This is a genomic window from Melaminivora sp. (assembly GCF_032059615.1).
GTDB lineage: Bacteria > Pseudomonadota > Gammaproteobacteria > Burkholderiales > Burkholderiaceae_C > Melaminivora.
Genome location: NZ_DAMCAM010000010.1, coordinates 26,845 through 51,984, shown reverse-complemented (window position 1 = coordinate 51,984; position 25,140 = coordinate 26,845). Strand labels below are relative to the sequence as shown.

Here is a 25,140-nt window from a genome sequence, read left to right as displayed (position 1 = left end):
CTGCCCGAACAGTCTGTCGCCCAGGGCGCGTGCGGGCAGCGGCGCCGGCCGATCACGCGGGTAGGACGCTGCCGCCAGTGTCGTCCCGGCTCCTTCCCCCGCTGGGGGAAGGCGGGGATGGGACCGGCTGGCGGTGGACGCTGCGGTCGGCTATCCGGCCGGGGCTGGCCCCCACCCCGGCCCTCCCCCAGCGGGGGAGGGGGCGGAGGCAGCGGCAGGCTGAACCCAGGGCAGGGGGAACACGCGCTCGTGCCAGTCGCGCCAGGGCGCTGTCGCATCCGGCGTCGCCCCCTGGGCGGGCCAGCGCAGGCCGCTGTGCAGGTGCAGCAGGCGCCCGTCGGCCGGGTGCCGCAGGCTGAGCTGCCAGGCGTGCAGCCACAGCCGGCCCAGGCCCAGGCGTGCGGCCCACCAGCGGTTGAGCGGGCCCTTGCCGTGCGTGGCGTCGCCGATCAGGGGGTGGGCGATGTGCTTGAGGTGGCGCCGGATCTGGTGGCGCCGGCCGGTGGCGGGCTCGGCCAGCACGAGCGAGGCGCGCGTGGTCGCGTGGCGGGCATCGCTGGCCTCGGGCAGCTCCAGCCGGGCCAGGCAGGTGGTGCGGGTCAGGGCGCTTTGCACCGGCGCGTCGGGCGGGGCGTCGTCCGGGCGCAAGGGGTGATCGATGGTGCAGGCCGCGGGCGCCCAGCCGCGCACCAGCGCCAGGTAGCGCTTGGCCACGGCCTGCGCCGCAAAGGCCTCGGCCATGCGGGCGGCCGAGGCGGCGTCCAGCGCCATGACCAGCACCCCGCAGGTGCCCTTGTCGAGCCGGTGCACGGGATAGACGCGCTGGCCGAGCTGGTCGCGCAGCGCCTGCAGGACGAAGCGTGTCTCGCCGGCGTCCAGGCCGGTGCGGTGCACCAGCCAGCCGGCGGGCTTGTACACGGCCACCAGGTGCGCGTCGCGCCACAGCAGCGGCAGGGCCGCGGCGGCGGCGTCCATCACAGCCCGCGGCCGGGCGTGAGCTGGATGGTGCCCAGGCGCCGCCCCTCGGGCTCGTCGCGGCGCACCACCCAGTACACCCACACGCCGCGCAGCCAAGCGGCCAGGTAGATGATCGAGACGGTGAAGATGCCCCACTGCCCCGCCTGCCAGGAGGCGTAGAACCAGAAGGGCTGGCCGAGCAGGCCGAAGATGCAGGCCCAGCGGCGCGACGCCGGCGAGCGCGCCTGGGACAGCCAGGCCGCGGCGGCGCCCAGCAAGGCAATGGCGATCTGGTCGATGTGCATGGTGGGACGGGGATGTGCGTTTCACGGACCCGTGGGCGACGGGAGGGTGATGTTACCTGTTGATCCGTACAGTGATGGCGCGCAGGCGGCATTCCTACAACACCATGGCCTGCCCGATGGCGCGGCTGCGGGTGTGGGCGCCCTAGGGTGGTGCGCCGGGCAGGACGCCCCGCCGCGCACACGGGGTGTGCGGCGCAACGCTTCGATGAGGACCCCAAGCATGAATACCTCCGACCTCCGTGAAACCGTCCGCAACGTGATCGCCTATGACGATGCGCGCGAGAGCGCTCCGTACGAGCACGAATTCACCCTGCTGGCGGGCCTTGGACTGCTGACCTGCGCTTTCCTCACGCCGTCGCGCACGCGCGCCGTGGTGCACGCCATGGTGGCCGGTGCACTCCTGATGCGCGCCACCAGCGGGCGTGACGGCATGCGCAAATGGGTACGCGAGCCGCACGAGACCCAGCCGCGCAGCCGCATCCTGATGACGCCCTGAGCGGCAGGACGAAAGCCGCGCGCCTGCGCCCGCCCATCATGGAAGGGCCGGGCGGAGCGGCCTGTAGGAAGGCGGCGCATCGCCCGCACCGCCGGCCCGCCTGGAAAATGGATGAAAAACGCTTTTAGCCATTGACTGGCGAGGGGTTTCAGCTATCAAAAGCGATGCGGCCCGGTCTGTGCCCCGCTACCCGGCCTCGCCGACAATGCCGGCCATGATGAATTCCTCTCCTGCCCCGCTGGGGCTGCCCCCCGTCCTGGCGCCTTCGCGCGAGCGCGACGTGGCTCCGCTCGTCCTCTATCACGGCCGCTGTGCCGACGGCTTCACCGCGGCCCTGGCCGCCTGGCGCTTTTACGGCGGCGAGGTGGAATGCGTGCCCCTGCAGCACGGCAAAGTGGGCGGCCTGCAGGATCTGCCCGCGCTTGCCGGCCGCACCGTGTATGTGCTGGATTTCGCCTTCGGCCCGGCGCTGCTGGCCGAGATCGACGCGGCCGCCGCCCGCCTGGTGCTGCTGGACCACCACAAGAGCGCCGCCCAGGAGCTGGCCGGCTTCGTCAGCCGCAGCGGCGTGGTGCACTTTGATATGCACAAGTCGGGCGCGCGCCTGGGCTGGGAGTTCTTCCACCCCGGCGCGCCCCTGCCCGACCTGGTGCGCTTCGTCGAAGACCGCGACCTGTGGAACTGGCGCTACCCCGAGACGGCCGGCTTCGTTGCCGCGCTCGACCTGGAGCCGCAGGAGTTCGAGCGCTGGAGCCGCATCGCCGACTTCTCGGCCGCCGAAGTGCGGGACTTCGTCGCGCGCGGGCAGGCCATGGACGAGAAATTCCAGCACCTGGCCGAGGACATCGCCCGCGCCGCCCGGCCCCTGTGCTTCAACGGCGAGGATGGGCTGGCGGTGAACGCGCCCGGGGCCTTCCACAGCCTGGTGGGCGATCTGGTGTCGCGCAGGAGCGGCACCTTCGCGCTGCTGTGGTCGGTGGCCGAGGACGGCCAGGTCAAGGTCGGCCTGCGCTCGCAGCGCGGCTACGACTGTTCGGTGCTGGCCGTCAGCATGGGAGGGGGCGGCCACGCCCAGGCCTGCGGCTTCCGCCTCGACCCGGTGCGGCTGCCCGAGTTGCTGGCAGGGCGATTGCAGGCGCCCTGAACGGCTTCGGCTACTCATGCATAATGCGCATGAGTTGATGTTGCAATAGTCATGACGGCGCTGGCAGGGCAGCGCCGGCCATTCATGTTCCCCCTGCCGCCAACGCATCACCTTTTACTCATGACCGAGCAAGAAGCTACTTCGGCTGCACGCCTGCGCGTGGGCATCGTCGGACACGGCAACCTGGGGCGCGGCGTCGAAGCCGCCCTGGCCCGCAATCCGGACATGGTCCTGGCCGGCATCTACACCCGGCGCGACCCGGCGCAGGTCCGGCCCCTGACCGCGGGCGCCGCCGTGCACCGCATGGACGACCTGCTGGCGCACAAGGGCCGGCTGGACGTGCTGATCCTGTGCGGCGGCTCCAAGGACGACCTGCCCGAGCAGAGCCCGCAGCTGGCGGCGCATTTCAGCCTGGTGGACAGCTTCGACACCCATGCGCGCATCCCCGAGCACTTCGACGCGGTGGACGCGGCCGCGCGCGCGGCCGGCACCACGGCGCTGATCTCGGCCGGCTGGGACCCGGGCATGTTCTCCATCAACCGCCTGATGGGCGAGGCCCTGCTGCCCGAGGGCGAGACCTACACTTTCTGGGGCAAGGGCCTGAGCCAGGGTCACTCGGACGCCATCCGCCGCGTGCCGGGCGTGGCTGGTGGCGTGCAGTACACCATTCCCATCGACGAGGCCGTGGAGCGCGTGCGCAGCGGCTCGCGGCCCGAGCTGTCCACCCGCCAGAAGCACCGCCGCGAGTGCCACGTGGTCCTGCAGGACGGGGCAGACCCCGAGGCCGTGCGCCGAGCCATCGCCGGCATGCCGCACTACTTCGACCAGTACGACACCACGGTGCACTTCATCAGCGCCGAGGAGCTGGCGCGCGACCACGGCGCCATGCCGCACGGCGGCTTCGTGATCCGCAGCGGCAGCAGCAGCGAGGGCGTGCAGCAGGTCATCGAGTACCGTCTCAAGCTCGACAGCAACCCCGAATTCACCGCCAGCGTGCTGGTGGCCTATGCGCGCGCCGTGCACCGCCTGCAGGCCGGCGGCCAGCACGGTTGCAAGACCGTGTTCGACGTGGCGCCCGGCCTGCTGTCGCCGCGCAGCGCGGCCGAGTTGCGCGCCGACCTGCTCTGACGCCTCCAGTCGCGCCCGCAGGGCGCGGCTAGCGCGCCTCCTGGGCCGTCTTCCTGCGCTGCTGGCGCTTGCGGTAGTCCCAGGGCGCCTGCGGGCGCTTTTGCGACCACAGACCGCTGCGGCTGGCCTGGGCCTGGCGCTGCAGCGCGCCGAGCTGGCGCTCGAGCCGGCTGTCGCGCGTGGAGACCCAGGCCAGGCCGGCGGCCACCTGGGCGGCTGCCACGTCCTGACCCGAGCAGCGCACGTGTGCCAGCGTGCGGCCATACACATCGCGGCCCAGGCGATACAGCTCGGCGCGCTGGCGAAAGCACAGGCGCCTGAGGTGCTCGCGCGACTGCCGGCCAAAGGCCTGGCGGATCTCGGGCGCGTCGATGGCGACGATGCGCACCCGCTCGGGGCGGTGCGCGCCGCAGCGCACGGACAGGGTGTCGCCGTCGCTGACGGCGGTGACGAGGCAGGCAAGGACGGCGGCGGTGACGAGGGACACGGTGGCGGGCGGCAGGGCGAAAAAAGGGCGCAACTATACGTATGCCCGACAATCCCCGCCGGCGCGGCGCCGCGCCCCTTCCTTTCTTTCCCTCTTCTCCCTTCCTTCCCTCTCCATCCCGTGATCAAAGGCTTGGCCGCATCCGTTGCGGCGTCCGTCATGTTTGGCGCCATGTACTACATGGCGCCTTTTCTTGCGCCGCTGGACGGCGAGCAGATCTTCGGCTGGCGGGTGCTGTGCACACTGCCGTTCACCACGGTGCTGCTTATCGCGCTCGGGCAGTGGGGCCGGGTGCGGCTGCTGGCGCTGCGCGTGCGGCGCCAGCCCGTGCTGGCGCTGGGACTGCTGGCCAGCAGCGCCATGCTGGGCGTGCAGCTGTGGGTGTTCCTCTGGGCGCCGCTGCACGGGCGGGCGCTGCCGGTGTCGCTGGGCTATTTTTTGCTGCCGCTGGTCATGGTGCTGGCCGGGCGGGTGCTGTTTCGCGAGCGGCTGACGCCCCTGCAGTGGCTGGCCACGCTGCTGGCGGGGCTGGGCGTGGCGCATGAGGTGTTGCGCGCGGGCGGCATGTCCTGGGAGACCTGGCTGGTGGCGCTGGGCTACACCGTGTACTTCGTCATGCGCCGCAAGCTGGCCACCGACCACCTGGGCGGGCACTGGCTGGACATGCTGCTGCTGGCCCCGGCCGCACTGTGGTTCGCGCTGCGCGCGCCCTCGTCGCTGCCGCTGGTGCTGGAGAGCCGGCACCTGTGGCTGATGGTGCCGGTGCTGGGCGTGGTCAGCGCGGTGGCGCTGGCACTGTACATGGCGGCCAGCCGCTGGCTGCCGCTGGTCCTGTTCGGGCTGCTGAGCTATGTGGAGCCGGTGCTGCTGGCGCTGGCGGCACTGCTGCTGGGCGAGACCATCCAGCCCGCGCAGTGGCCGACCTACGGCCCCATTTTCGTGGCCGTGGCCGTGCTGGTGCTCGACGGGGCGCTGCGGCTGCGCACGCTGCGGCGCTGACCGCCCGCGGGCCGGCTTACTTGCCCTGCTTGCCTGGCTTGCCCTGCACCGGCGCCAGCAGCCGGGCGCAGCTGGCATCGTCTTCGGCCGCCGGCACGGTGATGGGCACCAGCGCCAGCGCTGCGGGCGCCACGGCGGCGGCGGCCACGGCAGCGCCGGCGCGCAGCAGCAGCGGGCCGGGCTCGACACCCACACGCGGGTGGGCGAAGCTGCCGTCCACGTGCAGTGGCGTGCGCAGCGAGAAGAACTTCCACTTGAGCGAGGCGGGCTTGATGCGCAGGCTCATCTCCTCCTCGCCCAGGTCGATCAGGCCGTTGACATCGACGATGGCCTCCTCGGTGTTGAGCCGGACGCTGCGCGTGTCGGCCATGCCGCCCTTGACGCGCAGGTCGGCCACGGCGCAGCGCAGTTTCACCTCCTGGTGCTCGCCGAACAGCTTGGCAACGATGACGCTGCCCAGGTTCAGCGCGGCCAGGTCGAGCAGCTCCTTGCTGAACGTGCCGTCGCGGATGTAGAGGCGCACGTCGCCGTTGCTGCTGCCCAGCATGGCGGCCACGGAATTGCCCTGGCCGCGCAGGGCCAGCGCGCCGTCGAGCCGGCCGAAGCTTTTCTTCATCAGCTCCACCTTGGGGAACAGCGCCGATAGCTGCAGCCCCTCGACCGAGCCCTTGAGCCGCGCCTGCAGCGGCTGGGTGCGCGCATCGAGCAGCACGTCGGTGTCGATGCGCCCGCGCGCCATGCCAAAGCGCAGGGGCGTGAGGTGCAGCTGCCGGTCCTGCAGCACGGCGCGCACGCTCAGGTGGTCGAGCGGCAGGGCCTCGGGGCGCACCACCTTCTGGCCGGAGAACGCCAGGTCCAGGTCCATGGCGCCCCAGCGCTCGGTGGCAAAGCGCACGTCGGGCAGCACCTTGCCGGCGCGCTGGTGCGTGCCTTTCTCGGGCGGGCGCTTGCCGCTGGGCGCGCCCAGCACCGGGCCCAGGTCGGCCAGGCGCAGCAGCTTGGAGGTCATGTGCCCCTCCAGCTTGGGCCGTGGCTGGCCGGATGTGTAGCTGACCCGGCCGTGCAGGTCGCTGTCGCCCACGGTGCCGTCGAAATTGCGGTACTCCCACACGGCGCGGTCGGGCGTCAGGTTGCCCAGCAGGCGGCCCTCGACCTCGAAGGGCGGGGTGTTGGGCAGCACCACGCCGGTGAGCGGATACAGGTCGGCCATGCTGCGGCCCTTGAGCCACAGCTGGAAGTCCACCCCCGCCAGCGCCGCCGGGTTGCGCACGATGCCCTCGGCGCGCGACTGCACGTCGCCCGAGCGCAGGTCGAGCCGCAGCGGGTAGTCCACCACCTTCTCGCGCAGCGTGAGCACCGGGCCGCCCAGGCCCTCGCCGTGCACCTGGCCCTTGCCGTAGTGCCCATCGAAGACGAAGCGCATGCCGTAGCGGCCGTCGGCGGCCTCCTTGGCGCCGCGCTCGAGCGTGTCCACGCGGGCACGCAGCGCCAGCTGTTTCAGGCCATCGGCATAGCCCAGCCAGCCGCCCTGCACCACGAGCTGGTCCACGCGCAGGTCCCACGGGTTGTCGTGGCCCGGGCGCTCCTCGCCCTGGTGGCGGGTGGTGAAGGTCCAGTTGTTGCTGCCGTCGGCGCGGCGCGCCAGCGCGATGTCGGGCCCGTCCAGCACCACGGTGTCGAGCACCAGGCTGCGCGACAGCAGGGGCAGCAGCCGCATGGTGGCGCTGGCGCGGGCAATGGTGCCCATGCCTTCGGGCGGGCGGGGCGGTGCGTCCTTGCCGGCCGGGGCGGCGTCGGCGGCCTGCGCTGCCTCGGGCGCGGGCCGGCGCGGCAGGGCGGGCAGGTCGGGCGCTGGCTGGGCCGGCGCCTCAGGCACCAGGAAGCCGTCGGGGTTGTCCATGTGTATCTGCTCGGCCTGCACCGTCACGCCCGGCACCCAGCGGCGCCAGCCAGTCTCCAGCGGCTGCGGCCAGTGCCAGCGCGCCGACAGATCGCCCTCGATGGCGAAGCGTCGGCCCGTGGCCTGGCTGACCTTGTCGTTCACCCAGGGCTTGACGCGGTTCCAGTCGAAGGTCGCTACCAGGACGATGAGCAGCAGCAGCGCGCCCAGCAGTACTGCCGCGGCGACACCCAGGCCGCGCAGTGCGCGGTGCCTGCGCGGTGCCTGCGCCGCGGCGTCGGGGCGGGCCGCTGGTGTGCCGGCAGAGTCGGGTGGGGTAGGGGAGGGCATGCGCGGCATGCTAGGGCGCCCGCCTGTGCGGGCACAAGGCGGTGTGCAGCTGGTCCCGCGCTTGTCCTACAGGCCATGGCCATGCCAGCCGGTGCGGGCAGGGACACGCGTCGTCGACCTACGTATGGGGCGCAGTTGTTGCAACAAGATTCGCAACATTTCGTATGGCCTCCCGCAGGCCTCGACCCTTTTCACCATCCAAGGCAGCCAGACACATGTACACCGCAAATGCACTGACGCAGGAGACCATCTTCGGCATGGCCGACGGGGCCACGTATTCGGGCATGCTGTGCCTCGGTGGGGACGGCAAGCGCTATTTTTTCTCCCAGGCCCAGGTGGACGGGCAGCCCGTGTCGCTGCCCAGCGAGCATTTCGCCTCGCGCGAGGACGCGCTGCGCGGCCTGGCCACGGCAGCATCCGGCGCGCGCCGCGCCACCGCCCAGGAATGATGTCTGCAGGAGCGAAGCCCATGCCCGACAACGCGCCCCCACGCACGGACAGCCACATCCTGGAGGAAGGCTACCGCGGCTTTCTCATCCGCATCCCCGTGCCTGAGCAGGACGGGCGCATCCTGCCCCAGCCGGTGCAGGCCACCGTCACCGCCATGACCGAGCAGGCCGCGGCCCACTTCGATGCCGTGCAGTGGGATGCGGTGCGCCAGTCCGAGGGCGACCTGCACACCCTGGCGCATATCAAGCACGCCATCGACGTGGCCCTGGACGGCCTGGAGCACCAGCCGCCCCTGCCCGGGGTGTTCGAGCCTGATTTGCGCTGAAATCTGGCTCAAGCCGTTGTCTGTGCTGGATGTGCAGCTATCAAAAACGCGCGGAGTGCAGCCCCTGCACGGCCTCTAGAATGCCGCGCCATGCACAACCCCCACGACCCGGGCGTCCTGCCCACGCGCGACGGCGTGCGCCCCAGCTGCGTGGTGTTGCCCTCGCGCGGCGGCGGGCTGCTGCTCGACTTCCTGTGTGAGCGGCTGCCCGCCGTGGCGCGTGCCGACTGGCTGGCACGCATGGCCCGCGCCGAGGTGGTGGACGAGCACGCCCAGCCCGCCACGCCTGCCACGCCGTTCACGCCCGGCCTGCGCTATTACTACTACCGCGAACTGCCGCACGAAGCGCCCGTGCCCTTTCAGGAAGAAGTGCTCTACCAGGACGAGCACATCCTGGTAGCCGACAAGCCGCACTTCCTGCCCGTCATGCCCGCAGGTCGCTACCTGCAGGAGACGCTGCTGGTACGCCTCAAGCGCAAGCTTGGCCTGGACGAGCTCTCGCCCGTCCATCGCATCGACCGGGACACGGCCGGTCTGGTGCTGTTTTCGGTGCAGCGCGCCACGCGCGGACGCTACCAGGCGCTGTTTCGCGACCGCGCCGTGCACAAGGTCTACGAGGCCGTTGCCCCATGGCGCGAAGGGCTGTCCTTGCCGCTCTTGCGCGAGAGCCGGCTGCAGGAGTGCGGCGACTTCTTTCGCATGCACGAGGTGCCGGGCGAGCCCAACGCCAGCGTGCTGATCGACCTGATCGAGCGCCATGGCCCCTGGGCCCGCTGGCGCCTGCAGCCGGCCACCGGCCGCCGCCACCAGCTGCGCGTGCAGATGGCCGCGCTGGGCCTGCCGCTGGTGGGAGATACGCTCTACCCGGTGGTCAACGACCCCGCGCCGGGCGATTACTCCAGCCCGCTTCAGCTGCTGGCACGCGCCCTGGCGTTCGAGGACCCAGTGACGGGGCAGGAGCGGCGGTTTTCCAGCCGCAGGAGCCTGCGGTCGCTGGAGGAGCTGGAGTGATTCAGCTGGAACAGTAACGCATCGGCTCTCGCTGGCTATACGAAGCTTCGGTCGGAACCGTCCGGGGTGGATTTCAGCGGTAGCGGCATTTCCTAGCGAGGCCGCCAGGGCCTGGCCGATTCGACGAACGCCGGCTCGAAGTCCAGCAGATCAGTACTCTGCATGCCCAACGTGCGGGCCACGGCGCGCCAGCCCTCTACCGCCTGCGCCACCTCGCTCCAGATCGCCTTGGCCTGGGCCACGGCCAGCCTGAAATACGGCGCGGCGCTCATCAGCATGTCCGGGTTGTCAACGACGCCCGCATCCTCGGTCAGCCAAGTCTTGATTTCGCGTCGGTCACCCGGCATCGGGTTCAGGTCGAAGGCCGCCGTCGCTGGCGCGATCGAAACGCCGGATGACGGCCACCGCCGTGCCGCCGATCATTTCCACGCGGGCGGATGCCGTGCGGATGCCGGCCTGGGCCGCCAGTTGCATGGCCAGCACCTCGCCCCGGATCACGTCGCGGCGGTCCGCCTGACTGGGAAATTTCCCCACTGCCAGCCGGCCATCGGTGTCCCGTACCGTGGACTTGGGCCTTGCCCCGCCCAGCGACGTGCCTTGCCCGAGCAGATAGCGCAGGTCCTGAGTGCTCTCCGTGCCTTGCTCCAGGGCGCGCGCCGCGTGCAGCACCTTGTCCAGTTCCACCAGCGGCGGCACATGCCGGTGCGGCCCTGCGGCGCGCAGATAGGTGGATCGAACAGGCGCAGCGCACCGACACGCGCCTCATCGTCCACCCACATCACAAAGTCCACCGGGTCCAGTGCAGGCGTGTCGCGGTCTGCCTGCCGCAGCCTGGCATGAGCGCGCCGGATCACGCGTTCGCCCCAGGCATCGGGTGCGGTGTCCTCCAGCGCGAGGAAGAACACCTGCCTGGGATGCTGCACACCGACCACCGGCTGGAGGTCGGGCGACAGCGCAAAGAAGCGGGCATCCCGCAACCAGCCTTCGTCGTAACTGAACGCGCTGCGTCTGCCGCTACCCAGGTGCAGCCGCCCCACGACTTGGCCACCTGCCCCCAGGTGGACTTCAAGGTCCGGGCGCCGGTAAGGTCGAGGCGCTGCCATCAGAAGCCCTCCAGTTCATCGGAGTTCCCCTGTGTGTGCGCGTCGCCAATGCCCACCGCTGTCTCTGGGCGAGCCGCCAGACGCTTCTTGCCAGATGAAGTACGTACCCGCTGCGGCAACTGCTCCCGCACCAGTTCCATGCCGAGCGCGTCGTTCTCCAGGGCCGTCGCCTTGACCAGGTCATCAAGCCTGCCCAGCACGTGCAGCGCGCGCAGGAATGTGTGCAGCGCGGTGCCGGGGTAGCCATCCTCCATCCGCCTGACGGTACTCAGTGACGTGCCAATGCGTTGCGCCAGATCTTCCTGGCTCAGGCGGCGCATGCGCCGCGCCGCCGAAATATCCTGCCCCAGGCGGCGCAGCGCGCGTGCGACCGGCTGCGGCATGGCCGCCTGCGCGCCAGAGCGTTTCTGTTCGGAAGAGGACATTTCTAAAACCTCAAATATGAATTTATCTTTGCATTAAAGAATCATATTTGGATGCAATACCTGAATTGCTAGGCGGATCCCTTACTACATCGACAGCGTTACGAGAGCCCAACAAAAAACCCGCCTTCCTGAAGAAAAGGCGGGTTCTTGGCAAGCCCTGGAGGGGGCCTCAGATCAGGTGGCTGGAGCGGGCGATGGGAATCGAACCCACGTCTTGAGCTTGGGAAGCTCAGGTCCTGCCATTGAACGACGCCCGCCAGGCAGCGGCGCGATTGTAGCGGCACCGCGCCGGCCCGCCGCCGCCCTCGCCGAGAAAAACTAGAATTGCCGGTTTGCCCGATCCGGGCGCCGTGCGGCCTGTGCGCCCCCATTGCTGAACCACCATGTCCACCACCCGTTTCTCCGTTGCCGACATCCGCAAGACCTTCCTGGACTTCTTCGCCGCCAAGGGGCACACGGTGGTGGCGTCCAGCCCCCTGGTGCCGGGCAACGACCCGACGCTGATGTTCACCAACTCCGGCATGGTGCAGTTCAAGGACGTGTTCCTGGGCACGGACAAGCGTCCGTATGTGCGTGCAGCCTCGGTGCAGACCTGCCTGCGCGCCGGCGGCAAACACAACGACCTGGAGAACGTGGGCTACACCGCGCGCCACCACACCTTCTTCGAGATGCTGGGCAACTGGTCGTTCGGCGACTACTTCAAGCGCGAATCCATCCACTGGGGCTGGGAGCTGCTGACCCAGGTCTACGGCCTGCCGGCCGAGAAGCTGCTGGCCACGGTCTACCATGAGGACGACGAGGCCTACGACATCTGGACCAAGGAAATCGGCCTGCCGGCCGAGCGCGTGATTCGCATCGGCGACAACAAGGGCGGCAAGTACAAGAGCGACAACTTCTGGATGATGGCCGACACCGGCCCCTGCGGCCCGTGCTCGGAGATCTTCTACGACCACGGCCCGCACATCCCCGGCGGCCCCCCGGGCAGCCCCGAGGAGGACGGCGACCGCTTCATCGAGATCTGGAACCACGTGTTCATGCAGTTCGACATGAAGGAAGACGGCAGCGTGGTGCCGCTGCCAGCCCCCTGCGTGGACACCGGCATGGGCCTGGAGCGCCTGGCCGCCATCCTGCAGCATGTGCACAGCAACTACGAGATCGACCTGTTCGAGGCGCTGATCCGCGCCGCCGGCCGCGAGACCGGCACGGCCGACCTGGCCAACCCGTCTTTGAAAGTGATCGCCGACCACATCCGCGCCACGGCGTTTCTGGTGGCCGACGGCATCATCCCCAGCAACGAAGGGCGCGGCTACGTGCAGCGGCGCATCGTCCGCCGGGCCATCCGCCATGGCTACAAGTTGGGCCAGAAGACGCCGTTCTTCCACAAGCTGGTGGCTGACCTGGTGGCGCAGATGGGCGATGCCTACCCGAAGCTGCGCGAGCAGCAGGAGCGCATCACCGAGGTGCTGCGCGTCGAGGAGGAGCGTTTCTTCGAGACGCTGGCCCACGGCATGGAGATCCTGGACGCCGCCCTGGCCGGCGGGGCCACGGTGCTGCCCGGCGACGTGGCCTTCAAGCTGCACGACACCTACGGCTTTCCTCTGGACCTGACCCAGGACGTGGCGCGCGAGCGCGACGTGGCCGTGGATACAGAAGGGTTCGACGCCGCCATGCAGCGCCAGAAGACCCAGGCGCGCGCCGCCGGCAAGTTCAAGATGGACCGCGCGCTCGAATACAGCGGCGCGGGCCACGCCTTCACCGGCTACGACTGCCTGGAAGAAGGCGCGCAGGTGGTGGCGCTCTACCACGACGGCAGCCCGGTGCAGCAGCTCGCCGAGGGCCAGAGCGGCGTGGTGGTGCTGTCGTCCACGCCGTTTTATGCCGAGTCCGGCGGCCAGGTGGGCGACCAAGGTGTGCTGGCGGCCGAGGGCGTGCAGTTCGGCGTCGTCGATACGCAGAAGATCCGCGCCGACGTGTTCGGCCACCATGGCACGCAGACCCAGGGCACGCTCAAGGTGGGTGACGCTGTGACCGCGCGCGTGGACGCCGGCCTGCGCGCCGCCACCGTGCGCAACCACAGCGCCACGCACCTGATGCACAAGGCGCTGCGCGAGGTGCTGGGTAGCCACGTGCAGCAAAAGGGATCGCTAGTCAACGACGAGCGCACGCGCTTCGATTTCACGCACAACGCGCCCCTGACCGACGCGCAGATCACCGAGATCGAGCGCCTGGTCAACGAGGAGATTCTGGCCAACCACGGCACGCAGGCGCGCGTGATGGACATCGAAAGCGCCCAGAAGACCGGCGCCGTGATGCTGTTCGGCGAGAAGTACGGCGAGACCGTGCGCGTGCTGGACATCGGCTCCAGCCGCGAGCTGTGCGGAGGCACCCACGTCTCGCGCACCGGCGACATCGGCCTGTTCAAGATCGTCGCCGAAGGCGGCGTGGCCGCCGGGGTGCGTCGCGTCGAGGCTCTTACCGGCACCCATGCACTGGCCTATGTGCAGCAGCTGGAGGCCACGCTCGAGTCCGCCGCTGCCACCCTGAAGGCGCCGCTGGCCGAGGTGCAGCCGCGCCTGGCGCAGGTGCTCGAGCAGGTGCGCGGCCTCGAGAAGGAGCTGGCCGCGCTCAAGGGCCGCTTGGCGGCGTCGCAGGGCGACGAGCTGGTCGGCCAGGCCGTGGACGTGGGCGGCCTCAAGGTGCTGGCCGCCGAGCTGCCCGGCGCCGACGCCAGGGCCTTGCGCGAGACCATGGACAAGCTCAAGGACAAGCTCAAGACCGCCGCCATCGTGCTGGCCGCCGTCGATGGCGACAGGGTGCAACTGGCTGCCGGCGTTACGGCCGACAGCACGGGCCGGGTGAAGGCCGGCGAACTGGTGAATTTCGTGGCCGGCCAGGTGGGCGGCAAGGGCGGCGGCAAACCCGACATGGCCATGGCCGGCGGCACCGATGCTGCGGCGCTGCCGCAGGCGCTGGCGTCCGTGGCCGGCTGGGTGCGCGACCGGATCTGACCCGCCCCCCGTCCATGGCTCCTTCCCCCATTGGGGGAAGGCAGGGATGGGGGCCGGCCGGTGCCCGCGCGCCGCATCCCATGGGCAGGGCGGCAGGCGTTGCCAGCCCCGCCCCTCAGAACAGCTCGACCTCGTCGTGCGCCACCCGCGCGCGCAGCTGGCCGCTCTCCACCAGGTCGCCATAGAAGCGCACCTGGTTGCGGCCGTTTTCCTTGGCGTAGTAGAGCGCCTGGTCGGCCCGCCCGAGGATTTCCACCGGCGCCCCGCCATGCGCCGCGGCAAAGCCGATGCTCACCGTGATGCCGCCGATCTGCGGAAAGGCGTGCGCTTCGACGGACGCGCGCAGCCGCTCCAGCGCGCCGCGGGCCTGCGCCAGCGTGGCCGCGCGCAGCAGCACGACGAACTCCTCGCCGCCGAAGCGAAAGATCCGGTCCTGCGAGCGAAACAGCGTGCGCAGCTGATTGGCCACCAGGATCAGCACCTCGTCGCCGTACAGGTGGCCGAAGCGGTCGTTGACCCGCTTGAAATGGTCGATGTCCACCGCGGCCAGCCAGTTGCCCGGCGTGTCCTCGCCCACCGCCTCGGCCGCGACCGGCGGCTGGCGCGTGAACTGCTCCTCGAACGTCTTGCGGTTGAGCAGGCCGGTGAGCGCGTCGCGCTCGCTGTAGTCCAGCAGGCTCTGGTAGTTCTGATAGACCAGGAAGACCCCGGTGATCACGTCGCGCTGGTGCCGCGTCAGGCGCTTGGGCTGGGTGATCTCCAGGCAGGCGTGGGCGCGGTCGCCCAGCCACACCGGCAGCCACAGCGTGTGGCGGCCGTCCGGCCCGATGCGCTCGGCGCTCTTGCCCTCGCGGGCGATGCACTGCGCCAGCTCGGGCAGCTGCGCCAGCGCCACGGCCTGCGTGTCCTCGATGGGGTCGCAGTCGCTGGAGACGATGCGCCCTTCGGCCGTGCTCCAGCTGCGCGGCCGCAGCAGCGTCTCGCCTCGGTGCACGAAGATCTCCAGCGCACGCACGTTCACGTTACGGCCCTGCTGCGCCAGCGTGGACAGCACCGACACCTCCAGCCGCAGGTGGTCCCGGTGGGCGGTCATCTCGGCCAGGTTCTGCAGCAGGGGCTTCATGGCGATGGACTCTCTCGGGGCAGCGTGGGGCACGGGTGCCGGTCTCAGGTCTGCGGGCGGCGGGTGAACACGAGGTCCCACACGCCATGGCCCAGCCGCAGGCCGCGGTTTTCGAACTTGGTCAGCGGCCGGTAGCCGGGCCGGGGCGCGTAGTCGGCCGCCGTGTTGGCCAGCAGCGGCTCGGCCGACAGCACCTCGAGCATCTGCTCGGCATAGGGCTGCCAGTCGGTGGCGCAATGCAGGTAGCCGTCGGGTTTCAGCCGCTGGGCCAGGCGCGCCACCAGCGGCGGCTGGATCAGGCGGCGCTTGTTGTGCCGCTTCTTGTGCCACGGGTCGGGAAAAAAGATGTGCACGCCGTCCAGCGAGCCGGGAGGCAGCATGTGCTCGATCACCTCCACGGCGTCGTGCTGCAGGATGCGGATGTTGGTGATGTCGTGCTCGCCGATGCGCTTGAGCAGCGCGCCCACGCCGGGCTCGTGCACCTCGCAGCACAGGAAGTCGTCGCCGGGGCGCACCTGCGCGATGTGCGCTGTGGCCTCGCCCATGCCAAAGCCGATCTCCAGGATCAGCGGCGCGCGGCGCCCGAAGGCGGCCTCGGCGTCCAGCGGCGCGTTCTGATAGTCCAGCACATAGCGCGGCCCCAGGTCTTCAAGCGCGCGCGACTGTCCGCTGGTCGTGCGGCCGGCGCGGCGCACGTAGCTGCGGATGGTCTTGGGGTGGGCGACGTCCGCGGGCGCGCCGGACGGCGCGGCCTCGGTGGTCTGGGGGTTGGAAGGCAGGGGCGGGCTGTGCATCACGGCGCAAAATTGTAGATTCTCGCCCAGGCGCGCACCCACCGGGCAAGCGCGGCCCCGATGGCCTCGTCTGGCGCTGCCTGCGGCAGGCCCAGCACGCGGGCCGCGGCGTCCAGTGCGGCGCGCGGGCGGCTCTCGTCCATGGCGGGCGCGCCGTGCTGCTTGGAGAGCTTTTCGCCATCCGCGCCCCGCACGAGGGGGGTGTGCAGGTACTGCGGCGTGGGCAGGCCCAGGGCCGACTGCAGCAGGATCTGCCGGGGCGTGTTGTCCACCAGGTCCTCGCCGCGCACGACGTGCGTGATGCCCTGGTCGGCGTCGTCCACCACCACGGCCAGCTGGTAGGACCACAGTCCGTCAGCGCGGCGCAGCACGAAGTCGCCGATCTGCACGGCGACGTCCTGGAATTGCGGGCCCAGGCGGCGGTCGTGCCAGTGGATGCCGTGGGGGGAGAGGGTGGGGGGTACAGCGCGACCGCAACTCCCTCTCCCCTGTGGGGGAGAGGGCAGGGGTGAGGGGGCCGCACAGCCAGCGGGCGCTTCACGCATGCCACCCTCACCCCCGCCCTCTCCCGCCTGCGGGAGAGGGAGCAAAGAAAGCGGGCCCGAATCCCGGCCCGCCACCCCCGCCTGATACTCCTGCACCCGAAACCGCCACGCCCGCGCCGCCCGCCCGCCCAGCCCCGCGCGGCAGGTGCCCGGGTAGGGCCGCTCCACATGCCGCTCGTGCACCACGCCGAGGGCCGCCAGGGCCGTGTCGATGTCGCGGCGCGTGCAGGCGCAGGGGTAGGCCAGGCCGCGCGCCACGCAGGCGTCCAGCGCCTGCTGGTAGCGCGCGCCGCGCGTGGACTGCCACAGCGGTGGCTCGTCGGGCAGCAGCTGGCAGGCGGCCAGCTGCGCCAGGATGCGCTCGGCCGCGCCGGGCGGGCAGCGCGGCGGGTCCACATCCTCGATGCGCACCAGCCAGCGGCCACCGGCCGCGCGTGCGTCCAGCCAGCTGGCCAGGGCGGCCACCAGCGAGCCCGCGTGCAGCGGCCCGGTGGGGGAGGGGGCGAAGCGGCCGACGTAGCCCAAGCTCAGGCGGCGGCCAGGGCCAGCGACAGCCCGGAGACGAAGGCGTCCTCCAGCCGGTGCCCCAGGCACCAGTCGCCGCAGGCGCCCAAGCCGGTGCCGGCGTCCCACACGAAGGGCTGGCCCAGCGGCGCCTGCGTGAGCGCGTGCGGCCAGCAGCGCACCTGGCTGTGCGTGGGCGCGGCGTGGATGCCGGTGACCTCGGCAAAGGCCCGGGTGAGCTTGGCGCGGATGCGCGCCGCGTCGTCGTTCAGGTGCTCGCTCGACCACTGGGGCGAGGCCTGCACCGTCCAGCGCTCGATCTGCGCGCGTCCGGGCTTGCTGGACTCGCGTGCCAGCCACGCCACGCGGTGGTGCGTGCTGCGCGCGGCGTTCCACTGCGGCCCCAGTGTGGTGAGGCCGGGCCGCACCGCCTGGGCAAACGCCAGCATCAGCGTCCAGCAGGGGGCGATCTGCACGTCGGCCAGCGCCTCGCCCCAGGCGGGCGCCACGGCGCATTGCGCCAGCAGCGCCTGGGTCAGCGGCGCCGGCAGGGCAAACACCACCGCGTCGAAGCCGGCAAAGGTGCGCGTGGCGCCATCCAGGCCGCTGGTACGCAGCTGCCAGGCCGCAGGGCGCAGGGGGTCGGGCTCGATGTGCGTGACGGCGGTCTGCAGCAGCAGGCGGCCGTCTTGCGCCAGCGGCTCGGCCCAGGCCTGCACCAGCGCGTCCATGGTGGGCGTGGCCACCCAGTGCGCCTCGCCCGGTGGCGGCGCGGCGGCGGCCACGCGGCCGCTGGCGTCGAGTACGCGCACGGTGCTCACGCTCCAGCGGCGCACCAGCTCGGGCACCGTGGCCAGCGCGCGCTCGAAGCGCTCGTCGCGCACGGTGAAATACTGCGCGCCCGCGTCGAAGCTGCCGTAGCCTGTGTCCAGCGAGCCCGTGCGTCCGCCGGCGCGCGGCAGCTTGTCGAACACGGCCACGTCGTGCCCGGCCTGGGCCAGCGTGCGCGCGCAGGCAATACCGGCCATGCCGGCGCCCACCACGGCAAAGCGGCGCGGCATCGGCGCCGGGGCGGCAGGGACGGCTTGGGGCGAGGAAGGGCGGCGCGCGCGGGGGCGGGGTGCGGTCGTCATGACGGGCCTTTCGGGCGGGTGGGCGGTGGCTGCGCGCGCCCGCGGGCGGCGCGCCAGGGGCGGGCTGCCTCGTACTCTACACGGGCGGGCTGGCGGCGAAGCGCTGCCACTGCCCGTCCAGGCGGCGCTCGTGCGGCAGAAAGCGGGCCTTGTAGTCCATCTTCGGGCTCTCGCCGATCCAGTAGCCCAGGTACACGTGCGCCAGGCCCAGCGTGCGGGCCTGCTCGATCTGCCACAGCACGTTGTAGGTGCCGTAGCTGGCGCGCGGCTCGGGCTCGTAGAAGGTATAGACGGCCGACAGGCCGTCGTCGAGCACGTCGAGGATGGAGACCATCCTGAGCGAGCCGGGCTGGTCACCCTCGCCCGGCTCGCGAAACTCCACCAGGCGCGAGTTGACCCGGCTCTGCAGCAGGAACTGGGTGTACTGGTCGATGCTGTCGTGGTCCATGCCGCCGCCGGCGTGCCGCGCCATCTGGTAGCGCAGGTAGAGCTGGTAGTGCTCGGGCACGTAGCACAGGCGCAGCACGCGTGCCTGCAGCGTGGCGTGGCGCAGCCAGGCGCGGCGCTGGCTGCGGTCGGGGCGGAACTCGGCGGCCAGCACGCGTAGCGGCACGCAGGCCTGACAGGTGTCGCAGTGCGGGCGGTAGGTGAACATGCCGCTGCGGCGGAACCCCTGCGCCACCAGCTCCGAATAGACCGCGTTCTGTATCAGGTGGCTGGGCGTGGCCACCTGCGAGCGGGCCTGGCGGGCCGGCAGGTAGCTGCAGGGGTAGGGCGCCGTGGCATAGAACTGCAGACTCTGCAGCGGAAGGTCGTTGAGTTGCGTCACGCGGCTTTCGGGGGCAGGAGTTCGTCCCAGTATAGGGAGGCGAACCGCCATTCGAAGTCGGACAGCGCGCATGCCCGCGCCACGTGCGCGAGAAACTCCGCCCGCGGCACCTCGCGCGCGCCCAGCGAGGCCAGGTGCCCGGTATTCTGCTGGCAGTCGATCAGCTGCACGCCAGCGCGCCGGGCCATGCACACCAGCGCGGCCAGGGCGATCTTGGAGGCGTCGGCGGCATGGGCGAACATGGATTCACCGAACACCGCCCGCCCCAGCGCCACGCAATACAGGCCGCCCACCAGGCGCCCGTCCACCCAGGCCTCCACGCTGTGCGCGTGGCCGGCGGCATGCAGCGCCTCATAGGCGGCCACCATCTCCGGCACGATCCAGGTGCCCGACTGGCCCGTGCGCGGCATGCCCGCGCAGGCCTGGATGACGGCGGAAAACGCCGTGTCCACCCGCACCTCGCAGCCGGGCGTGGACCGAAAGCGCTGCAGGGTCTTCTTCAGCGAGCGGTGCAGGCGGAACTCGGTCACCGGCAGCACCATGCGCGGGTCGGGGCTCCACCACAGGATGGGCTGGCCCTCGCTGAACCAGGGGAAGGTGCCCTGCCGATAGGCCTGCTTGAGGCGCGGCACGCTCAGGGCGCTGCCCGCCGCCAACAGACCCGGCGCGGGCGAATCCGGCCCCCAGGCCTGCCCGGGCGGGGGCAGGGGCTCGTCGGGGGCGAGCCAGGGCAGGGGCGCGCTCATGGGCGGCGGCTCAGATCCCCAGCAGCTTGGCGACGTAGTCGGCGTCCTTGTCGCCGCGCCCGGACAGGTTGACCAGGATGTGCTGGTTCTGGTCCAGGCTGGGCGCCGTGCGCAGGGCCCAGGCCACGGCATGGGCGCTCTCCAGCGCGGGGATGATGCCCTCCACGCGCGACAGGAGCATGAAGGCGTCCAGCGTCTCCTGGTCGCTCGCCATCTCGTACTGCACGCGGCCCAGGTCCTTGAGGTAGCTGTGTTGCGGGCCGATGCCGGGGTAGTCCAGGCCCGAGGCAATGCTGTGCACCGCCGCCGGCTGGCCTTCGGAGTCTTCGAGCACATAGCACTTCATGCCGTGGATCTCGCCGGGCTTGCCCATGGTCAGCGTTGCCGCGTGGCGGCCCGGCTTGTCGGTGCCCTCGCCGGCCGGCTCGACGCCCACCAGCTTTACGCCGGCGTCGTCCAGGAACGCCGTGAAGATGCCCATGGCGTTCGAGCCCCCGCCCACGCAGGCCGCGACATAGTCCGGCAGCCGCCCATGGCGCGCCTGGAACTGCTCGCGCGCCTCGCGCCCGACGATGCTCTGGAAGTCGCGCACCATCATGGGGAAGGGGTGCGGCCCAACCACCGAGCCGATGGCGTACAGGTAGTCCTGGGGGTTCTTCAGGTATTCCTCGAAGGCGCTGTCCACGGCCTCCTTGAGCGTCGCCGCGCCGCGCGTCACCGGCACCAGCTCGGTGCCCAGGATGCGCATCTTGGTGACGTTGGGGTGCTCCTTCTCGATGTCCACCTGGCCCATGTGGATCTCGCACGGGATGCCCACCAGCGCGCAGGCGGTGGCCAGGGCCACGCCGTGCTGGCCGGCGCCGGTCTCGGCGATCACCTTCTTCTTGCCCATGAACTTGGCCAGCAGCGCCTCGCCCAGGCAGTGGTTGATCTTGTGCGCGCCGGTGTGGTTGAGGTCCTCGCGCTTGAGATGGATCTGCGCGCCGCGCAACCGCTCGGACAGCCGCCGCGCATGGAAGATGGGGCTGGGGCGCCCCACATAGTCGGCAAACAGCTGCGCCAGCTCGTCCTGGAAGTCCTGGCGTTTGGTGATCTCGGCGTAGGCGGCGCTGATGTCATCCATCGCTGCCTTCAGGTGCGGCGGCACAAGCTGGCCGCCGTAGGGACCGAAGAAGCCGGCGGTGTCGGGCATGGGGGCGAAGGTGGGCTGTTGGCTCATGGTGGGCAGTGGGAAGGTGGGTGGAAAGGAACGGGGCGATTGTGTCCCGGAATCAACGGGGCGCTGCTCCTTGCCCCGCTGGTGGAGGGTGGGGTGCGGGGCTGGGTGGCAATGGGCGCGGCGGATGGGCGGCTGGTGGGGCCAGCGACGCCCAACCCCACCTACCCAAACAACCGCTTCAACCATGACCGCCCACCCCCCGCCCGCCCCGCCGCGCCCTCGCGCTCCGGCCCCAGCCCGGGCGGCGCCAGCACCTCGTGCGGCGGCACATCATCCAAAATGGCCTGAGGCCGGTCGTTGAGCAGCCGTGCCGCCTCCTTCCCCCCCACGTGCGACTCCAGCAGCGGCAGTGCGTCCGACATGCGCGGGCTGCGCATCGAGACCGTGTGCGCGTCGCTGGCCACCAGGTGCACCAGCCCGTCGCCCAGCAGGCGCTCGCTCCAGTAGCGCGCGCGCTTGCCGAACTTGCCCACCACGGCGCCGGCCGTCAGCTGCATCCACGCGCCGCGCTGCGCCAGGCGCACGAAGGTGGCGTAGTTCTCCTCGATCCACACCAGCCGCTCCGGATGGGTGACCACGGGCGTATAGCCCGCCGCCATGATCTGGAAGACCGAGTCCTCGAACTGCGGCGGCGCCACGTGGTGCGAGGGCTCCAGCAAGAAGTAGCGCGAGCCGTTGAGCGTCGGCACCCGCCCCGACTTCAACCCCGACAGCAGCTCGGGCACCAGATGCGCGTCCGCCCCCACCACCAGTTTCAGCGCAATCTGCGCCTCGTCCAGCGCCCGCTGCAGCGCATCGCGCGCGGCGTGGATGCCGGCGCTGTCGTTCATGTACAGCCCCGGGTAGATGTGCGGCGTGCAGGCCAGGGTGGTCGTGCCGTCGCTCACCGCGATGCGTGCCATCTCCAGCGAAATGTCGAGCGACCGGGCGCCATCGTCGATGCCCGGCAGGATGTGGGTGTGCAGATCGATCATGGTTGGCCCTCCGTCGCCGCCGGCGCGGCTGCCTCGGCCACCGACAGGCCGCTGAAAAACACCGTGCCCGCCATGCCGGCGCGCGCCTCCCACGCGGCGGCCGTCTCCAGCTGCAGCCGCACGGCCGCGCCGCACTCGGGCGACGGCTCGAACTCCAGCTCGAACGGCTGCCACTGCTTTTGCGTATCGCGCAGCGGCGCCGTCTGCGCCCAGCGCTCGCCGCCGTCGGCGCAGCGCAGCGCCCACACCAGGCCGTCCCTGGTGGACAGCCGGTCCGTCATGACCTGCCCCCGCAGCCGGTAGCGCGGCGCGGGCAGCAGCAGGGTCTGCGCCAGCAGCGGCTGGGGCAGGGCGGCGCGGCCGGTCAGCTGCAGCTCCAGCATCCAGCCCGGGCGCGGCGACGCCGACACCCGCTCGACCCGGTAGCCCTGCCGCGCGGCCGGCTGCGTCGTCCATTCCCAGTCGAAACCCCGGCGCAGCGACGGGCGCTCGAAGCCGCCGTTGTACAGCCCCGCGCCCACCTCGCCGCGCCAGGCCACCCACAGGGCATAGGCCTCGATCCAGGCGCGGTCGCGCTTGAGCCGGTCCACCAGCGCCAGCACCGTGGCCGGCTTGAGCAGGCCCAGCTCCGCCCCCGTGGTGATGAAAGGTTGCAGCGCCGCCGCGTTCACCGTGGCCGGCAGCTGCGCTAGCAGCGGGTCCAGCCACTGCGCCTGCCGCGTGACGCGGGCCAGCACCAGGTCCTGCGTCCCGGGTGCCGCCATCAGCGCCACCAGCGCCGGCCGCACCTGCGTCTGGCCGCGTTCGAGCAGCGCAATCAGCACCGGGACGGCCGCCGGCCAGTCCTGCTCCTTCAGGCGCGCCTCGGCCTCGATGGCCAGCACCGCCGGCTCCTGCGGCGCCAGTGCCAGCGCATGCGGCAGCAGCTCCGCCAAGCGGGGGTCTTCCTCCTTCCACAGCGCGCGCGTGAGCCAGGCCAGCGCCCGGCTGTCGCCCACGTTGCGCTGCAAATATTCGGTCAGCACCTGCGAGGGGTTGGCCGGGTCCGACCCCCGGGGCGTGCCCGGGCAGCCCTCCTCGAAGGGCCATTCGCCCGTCCAGCAGGCGCGCTGCATCTGCTGCGGCCAGGCCCACCACCACAGCGCAGTGGCAAGGGCCAGCAGCGGCAGAAGCCACAGCACAAACGGCACGACGCCCCCACGCCGCGGGGAGGGGAAAGAAGCAGAGTCCATGGAGCTTGTTGCCATCACGCAGCCGTCACCCAACAAAAAAATCAGCCGTCCTGCTCTTCCCCTGTCTTCCTCCCTCTCCCCCTGGGAGAGGGCAGGGGTGAGGGCCGTCGCGCCCCTCATCCGTCCAGCCTGCAAAAAAACGCCGCAACCCCTTGCCAGGGAAAGAGATGCAGCTACAAAAATAATACCCGCTACCCGGCCCTCTCACAGCTCGGGCCGCAAATCCAGCCGCTCCAGCAGCGTCCCCTCGCGCGAACCCTGGAACTCGGCCGTCAGCCGGTACACCTCGGCCGACCCATCGCCCTGGCGCGGCTGGAACACCAGCAGCGCCCGCACGAGCAGGGCGCCCGGCTGCGCGTTCTCGCTCCATCCGGTGCGCTGCACCTGCACGTCCTGCATGCGCGCGTGCAGCGCCACCACCGGGTGCAGCAGCGTGCCCTTGACCTTCATGCCCGACAGATAGGTGTGCATGCGCCGCGTCTCCGCCGGCTGGCGCATGGTGCCGATGATGTCCTCCAGGTACTGCCGGGCGGCGGCCGCGTCCACGCTCCAGGCCGGCGCCGCGGGGGCGAGCGGCACTGCGGGCGGAGCCGCTGCCGGGCCCGGGGCCGTGACGGCGCTGGCACCCGCCTCCTGCGCCATGGCCATGGCGGGCGTTGCCAGGGCGGGGCGGGGCGCAGCGGCGACGGCGGGCACGGGTGTGTTGTGCAGCGACGCGGCCTGCGCGGCGGCGGTCGGGGCCGCTGGCGCCGGGGCGGCCACCGCGGGTGCCTGCGCCGCTGCTGCGGGTGGGAGGGACGGGGGCGCGGCGCCCGCAGGCGTGGCGGTGGCCACGGCCGGGGTGGCTACCGGCGCCGCCTGCACTGCCGCCAGGGCCTGCGCACCCGCCACCCGCTCCCTCGGCGCCGCCGGTGCCGTCGGCATGGCAGGCGCAGACAGGGCAGGCGTGGCCAAGGCGGCCGGCACGGACGGCGCCGCGGGCACCGGTGGCGTGCCCGGTGTCGGCGCAGAGCGCGGGGTCTCGGCCCCGGCCGGCCGCGCGTTCGCTGTGGCGTTCGCCGCGACATTTGTCGCAACACCCGCCGGCGCGGCATCGCCCCGCCCCACATTCCCCGGCGCCTCGCGGGCCGCCGCCTGCGCCGGCTGCTCGCCTTCCGCCGGCCGCGCGGCCACCAACATGCCGCTGCGGCTGGCGGACGATTCGCTCGCCATCCAGGCCATGAGCGCCGCCGCCACCAGGGCCACGGTGCCGAACAGCAGCGCCACCTTGACCAGCCCCGGGTACTGCGCTGCCAGGCTGGCCCAGCGCTCGCCCAGGCCCCGGGGCGCCGCCACCCGAGCCAGCGGTACCGGCCGGCGCACGCCCGCCGCGGGCCAGGGCGGCGCGCCGGCCGGCCCAGGCGCTGGCCCCGCCCGCTGCGTCTGCGCTGCCGCTGCCGCCGCGCTGGCCTGGGCCGCCGCGGCTGCTGCGCTGGCCTGGCGGGCCAGCTGCTCGTCGTACTGCTCGCGCAGCGGCGCGCTGCCCAGCACCTCATGCGCCCGGTTGACCATCCCGGCCGCATTGGCCGGCAGCCCGGCCACGCCCATGTCCGGGTGCGTCAGGCGGATCAGCGCCCGGTAGCGCTGGCGCAAGAGCGCGGGCGCGAACATCTCGGGCGTGAAGCCCAGCACCTGGTAATGCGTGCTGTCCGGCGCAAAGCAGCAGCGCTGTAGGAACAGCACCGCCGCCTGCACCAGCTCGGCGCGCTGCGGCGCGTCCAGCGCGTCCGCCAGCTCCTGCGGCAGCCGCGCCAGCGCCCACTGTGCCAGCGTGTCGATCTGCGCGTGCAGCGCCTGCGGCTCGCCCCGGCGCACGGCGTACCTGCCGGGCGCGCGGCCAAAATCCAGCAGCAGCTGCGCCAGCTCGCCCAGGCGTTCGTCTGCGGGGCTTCCCGCCACATCGATCATGGCCGTGCTGCCGCCCTGTGCCGGTT

General features: G+C 71.5%; 25 protein-coding genes, 1 tRNA gene and 1 pseudogene. 8 read left to right on the top strand and 19 right to left on the bottom strand.

Translation table 11 applies throughout. From position 1 onward, the window contains the following. Nucleotides 1-150: 150 nt before the first annotated feature. The gene (locus RT051_RS03785; RefSeq protein ID WP_313071988.1) at nt 151-975 is read right to left on the bottom strand and encodes a pseudouridine synthase; all 825 of its coding nucleotides are present in this window, start codon (nt 973-975) and stop codon (nt 151-153) included. Then, nucleotides 975-1,262 carry a hypothetical protein gene (locus tag RT051_RS03780; protein WP_313071986.1) on the bottom strand — a complete coding sequence of 96 codons (288 nt, stop codon included), beginning with the start codon at nt 1,260-1,262 and terminating at the stop codon, nt 975-977. Before RT051_RS03780 ends, RT051_RS03785 begins: the two co-directional genes overlap by 1 nt. Nucleotides 1,263-1,482: 220 nt before the next feature. Between RT051_RS03780 and RT051_RS03775 the strand changes: the two genes are divergently transcribed. From RT051_RS03775 to RT051_RS03765, 3 genes are all read left to right on the top strand, one after another. After that, entirely contained in the window at nt 1,483-1,758 is a 276-nt protein-coding gene (locus tag RT051_RS03775; RefSeq protein WP_313071982.1) for a hypothetical protein, read from the top strand. Between the two features lie 217 nt (nt 1,759-1,975). Further along, nucleotides 1,976-2,902, top strand: coding sequence for a DHH family phosphoesterase (locus RT051_RS03770; protein ID WP_409520532.1), 927 nt, complete (start codon nt 1,976-1,978; stop codon nt 2,900-2,902). A gap of 120 nt (nt 2,903-3,022) precedes the next feature. Further along, nucleotides 3,023-4,030 (top strand): diaminopimelate dehydrogenase, encoded by a 1,008-nt coding sequence (locus tag RT051_RS03765; protein ID WP_313071975.1) that lies wholly within the window; start codon nt 3,023-3,025, stop codon nt 4,028-4,030. 28 nt (nt 4,031-4,058) lie between these two features. Here the strand turns inward: RT051_RS03765 and RT051_RS03760 are convergent, their stop codons facing one another. After that, nucleotides 4,059-4,517: a thermonuclease family protein gene (locus tag RT051_RS03760; RefSeq protein WP_313071970.1), complete on the bottom strand. Its 459-nt coding sequence runs from the start codon at nt 4,515-4,517 to the stop codon at nt 4,059-4,061. 120 nt (nt 4,518-4,637) lie between these two features. Here RT051_RS03760 and rarD point away from each other — a divergent pair, with 120 nt between their 5' ends. Continuing rightward, entirely contained in the window at nt 4,638-5,516 is an 879-nt protein-coding gene (gene rarD, locus RT051_RS03755) for an EamA family transporter RarD (RefSeq protein ID WP_313071965.1), read from the top strand. Between the two features lie 16 nt (nt 5,517-5,532). Here rarD and RT051_RS03750 read toward each other — a convergent pair whose 3' ends face one another. Beyond that, nucleotides 5,533-7,746, bottom strand: coding sequence for an AsmA family protein (locus RT051_RS03750; protein ID WP_313071960.1), 2,214 nt, complete (start codon nt 7,744-7,746; stop codon nt 5,533-5,535). Between the two features lie 215 nt (nt 7,747-7,961). Between RT051_RS03750 and RT051_RS03745 the strand changes: the two genes are divergently transcribed. From RT051_RS03745 to RT051_RS03735, 3 genes are all read left to right on the top strand, one after another. Next, nucleotides 7,962-8,195 (top strand): hypothetical protein, encoded by a 234-nt coding sequence (locus RT051_RS03745; RefSeq protein ID WP_313071957.1) that lies wholly within the window; start codon nt 7,962-7,964, stop codon nt 8,193-8,195. A gap of 20 nt (nt 8,196-8,215) precedes the next feature. Then, nucleotides 8,216-8,521: a hypothetical protein gene (locus RT051_RS03740; protein WP_313071953.1), complete on the top strand. Its 306-nt coding sequence runs from the start codon at nt 8,216-8,218 to the stop codon at nt 8,519-8,521. A gap of 90 nt (nt 8,522-8,611) precedes the next feature. Beyond that, nucleotides 8,612-9,532, top strand: coding sequence for a pseudouridine synthase (locus tag RT051_RS03735; RefSeq protein ID WP_313071949.1), 921 nt, complete (start codon nt 8,612-8,614; stop codon nt 9,530-9,532). 92 nt (nt 9,533-9,624) lie between these two features. Here the strand turns inward: RT051_RS03735 and RT051_RS03730 are convergent, their stop codons facing one another. From RT051_RS03730 to RT051_RS03710, 5 genes and pseudogenes are all read right to left on the bottom strand, one after another. Continuing rightward, on the bottom strand, nt 9,625-9,879 hold the full coding sequence (locus tag RT051_RS03730; protein WP_313071945.1) for a hypothetical protein: 255 nt from the start codon (nt 9,877-9,879) through the stop codon (nt 9,625-9,627). After that, on the bottom strand, nt 9,869-10,216 hold the full coding sequence (locus tag RT051_RS03725) for a HipA domain-containing protein (RefSeq protein WP_313071942.1): 348 nt from the start codon (nt 10,214-10,216) through the stop codon (nt 9,869-9,871). The genes RT051_RS03730 and RT051_RS03725 overlap by 11 nt, the downstream gene beginning before the upstream one ends. Before the next feature lie 143 nt (nt 10,217-10,359). Next, nucleotides 10,360-10,635, bottom strand: a pseudogene (locus RT051_RS03720) (HipA N-terminal domain-containing protein); the annotation flags it as partial. Beyond that, a complete protein-coding gene (locus RT051_RS03715; protein ID WP_313071939.1) occupies nt 10,635-11,060 on the bottom strand; it encodes a helix-turn-helix domain-containing protein in 426 nt (141 codons plus the stop codon). The gene RT051_RS03715 and the pseudogene RT051_RS03720, both read right to left, overlap by 1 nt. A 183-nt stretch (nt 11,061-11,243) precedes the next feature. Beyond that, nucleotides 11,244-11,317: transfer RNA gene (locus tag RT051_RS03710), tRNA-Gly, on the bottom strand. Between the two features lie 126 nt (nt 11,318-11,443). Between RT051_RS03710 and alaS the strand changes: the two genes are divergently transcribed. Then, nucleotides 11,444-14,068: an alanine--tRNA ligase gene (alaS, locus tag RT051_RS03705; protein WP_313071935.1), complete on the top strand. Its 2,625-nt coding sequence runs from the start codon at nt 11,444-11,446 to the stop codon at nt 14,066-14,068. A gap of 115 nt (nt 14,069-14,183) precedes the next feature. Here the strand turns inward: alaS and RT051_RS03700 are convergent, their stop codons facing one another. The 10 genes from RT051_RS03700 to RT051_RS03655 form a co-directional block, all read right to left on the bottom strand. Then, complete coding sequence (locus RT051_RS03700) at nt 14,184-15,191, bottom strand: GGDEF domain-containing protein (protein ID WP_313071933.1); 1,008 nt, start codon at nt 15,189-15,191, stop codon at nt 14,184-14,186. Between the two features lie 44 nt (nt 15,192-15,235). Next, the gene (trmB, locus tag RT051_RS03695; RefSeq protein ID WP_313071931.1) at nt 15,236-15,985 is read right to left on the bottom strand and encodes a tRNA (guanosine(46)-N7)-methyltransferase TrmB; all 750 of its coding nucleotides are present in this window, start codon (nt 15,983-15,985) and stop codon (nt 15,236-15,238) included. Further along, on the bottom strand, nt 15,985-17,055 hold the full coding sequence (gluQRS, locus tag RT051_RS03690) for a tRNA glutamyl-Q(34) synthetase GluQRS (protein WP_313071927.1): 1,071 nt from the start codon (nt 17,053-17,055) through the stop codon (nt 15,985-15,987). The genes trmB and gluQRS overlap by 1 nt, the downstream gene beginning before the upstream one ends. Before the next feature lie 2 nt (nt 17,056-17,057). Beyond that, nucleotides 17,058-18,167 (bottom strand): NAD(P)/FAD-dependent oxidoreductase, encoded by a 1,110-nt coding sequence (locus RT051_RS03685; protein ID WP_409520531.1) that lies wholly within the window; start codon nt 18,165-18,167, stop codon nt 17,058-17,060. A 76-nt stretch (nt 18,168-18,243) separates the two neighbouring features. Then, a complete protein-coding gene (locus tag RT051_RS03680; protein ID WP_313071924.1) occupies nt 18,244-18,996 on the bottom strand; it encodes an arginyltransferase in 753 nt (250 codons plus the stop codon). Beyond that, complete coding sequence (aat, locus tag RT051_RS03675) at nt 18,993-19,742, bottom strand: leucyl/phenylalanyl-tRNA--protein transferase (protein ID WP_313071919.1); 750 nt, start codon at nt 19,740-19,742, stop codon at nt 18,993-18,995. Before aat ends, RT051_RS03680 begins: the two co-directional genes overlap by 4 nt. 10 nt (nt 19,743-19,752) lie before the next feature. After that, nucleotides 19,753-20,961: a tryptophan synthase subunit beta gene (trpB, locus tag RT051_RS03670; RefSeq protein WP_313071915.1), complete on the bottom strand. Its 1,209-nt coding sequence runs from the start codon at nt 20,959-20,961 to the stop codon at nt 19,753-19,755. Between the two features lie 161 nt (nt 20,962-21,122). Continuing rightward, complete coding sequence (locus tag RT051_RS03665) at nt 21,123-21,935, bottom strand: tyrosine-protein phosphatase (protein ID WP_313071910.1); 813 nt, start codon at nt 21,933-21,935, stop codon at nt 21,123-21,125. Continuing rightward, entirely contained in the window at nt 21,932-23,167 is a 1,236-nt protein-coding gene (locus tag RT051_RS03660) for a hypothetical protein (protein ID WP_313071907.1), read from the bottom strand. The genes RT051_RS03665 and RT051_RS03660 overlap by 4 nt, the downstream gene beginning before the upstream one ends. Nucleotides 23,168-23,371: 204 nt before the next feature. Beyond that, nucleotides 23,372-25,114, bottom strand: a complete 1,743-nt coding sequence (locus RT051_RS03655; protein ID WP_313071904.1) for a hypothetical protein — start codon at nt 25,112-25,114, stop codon at nt 23,372-23,374. Between the last annotated feature and the right edge of the window lie 26 nt (nt 25,115-25,140).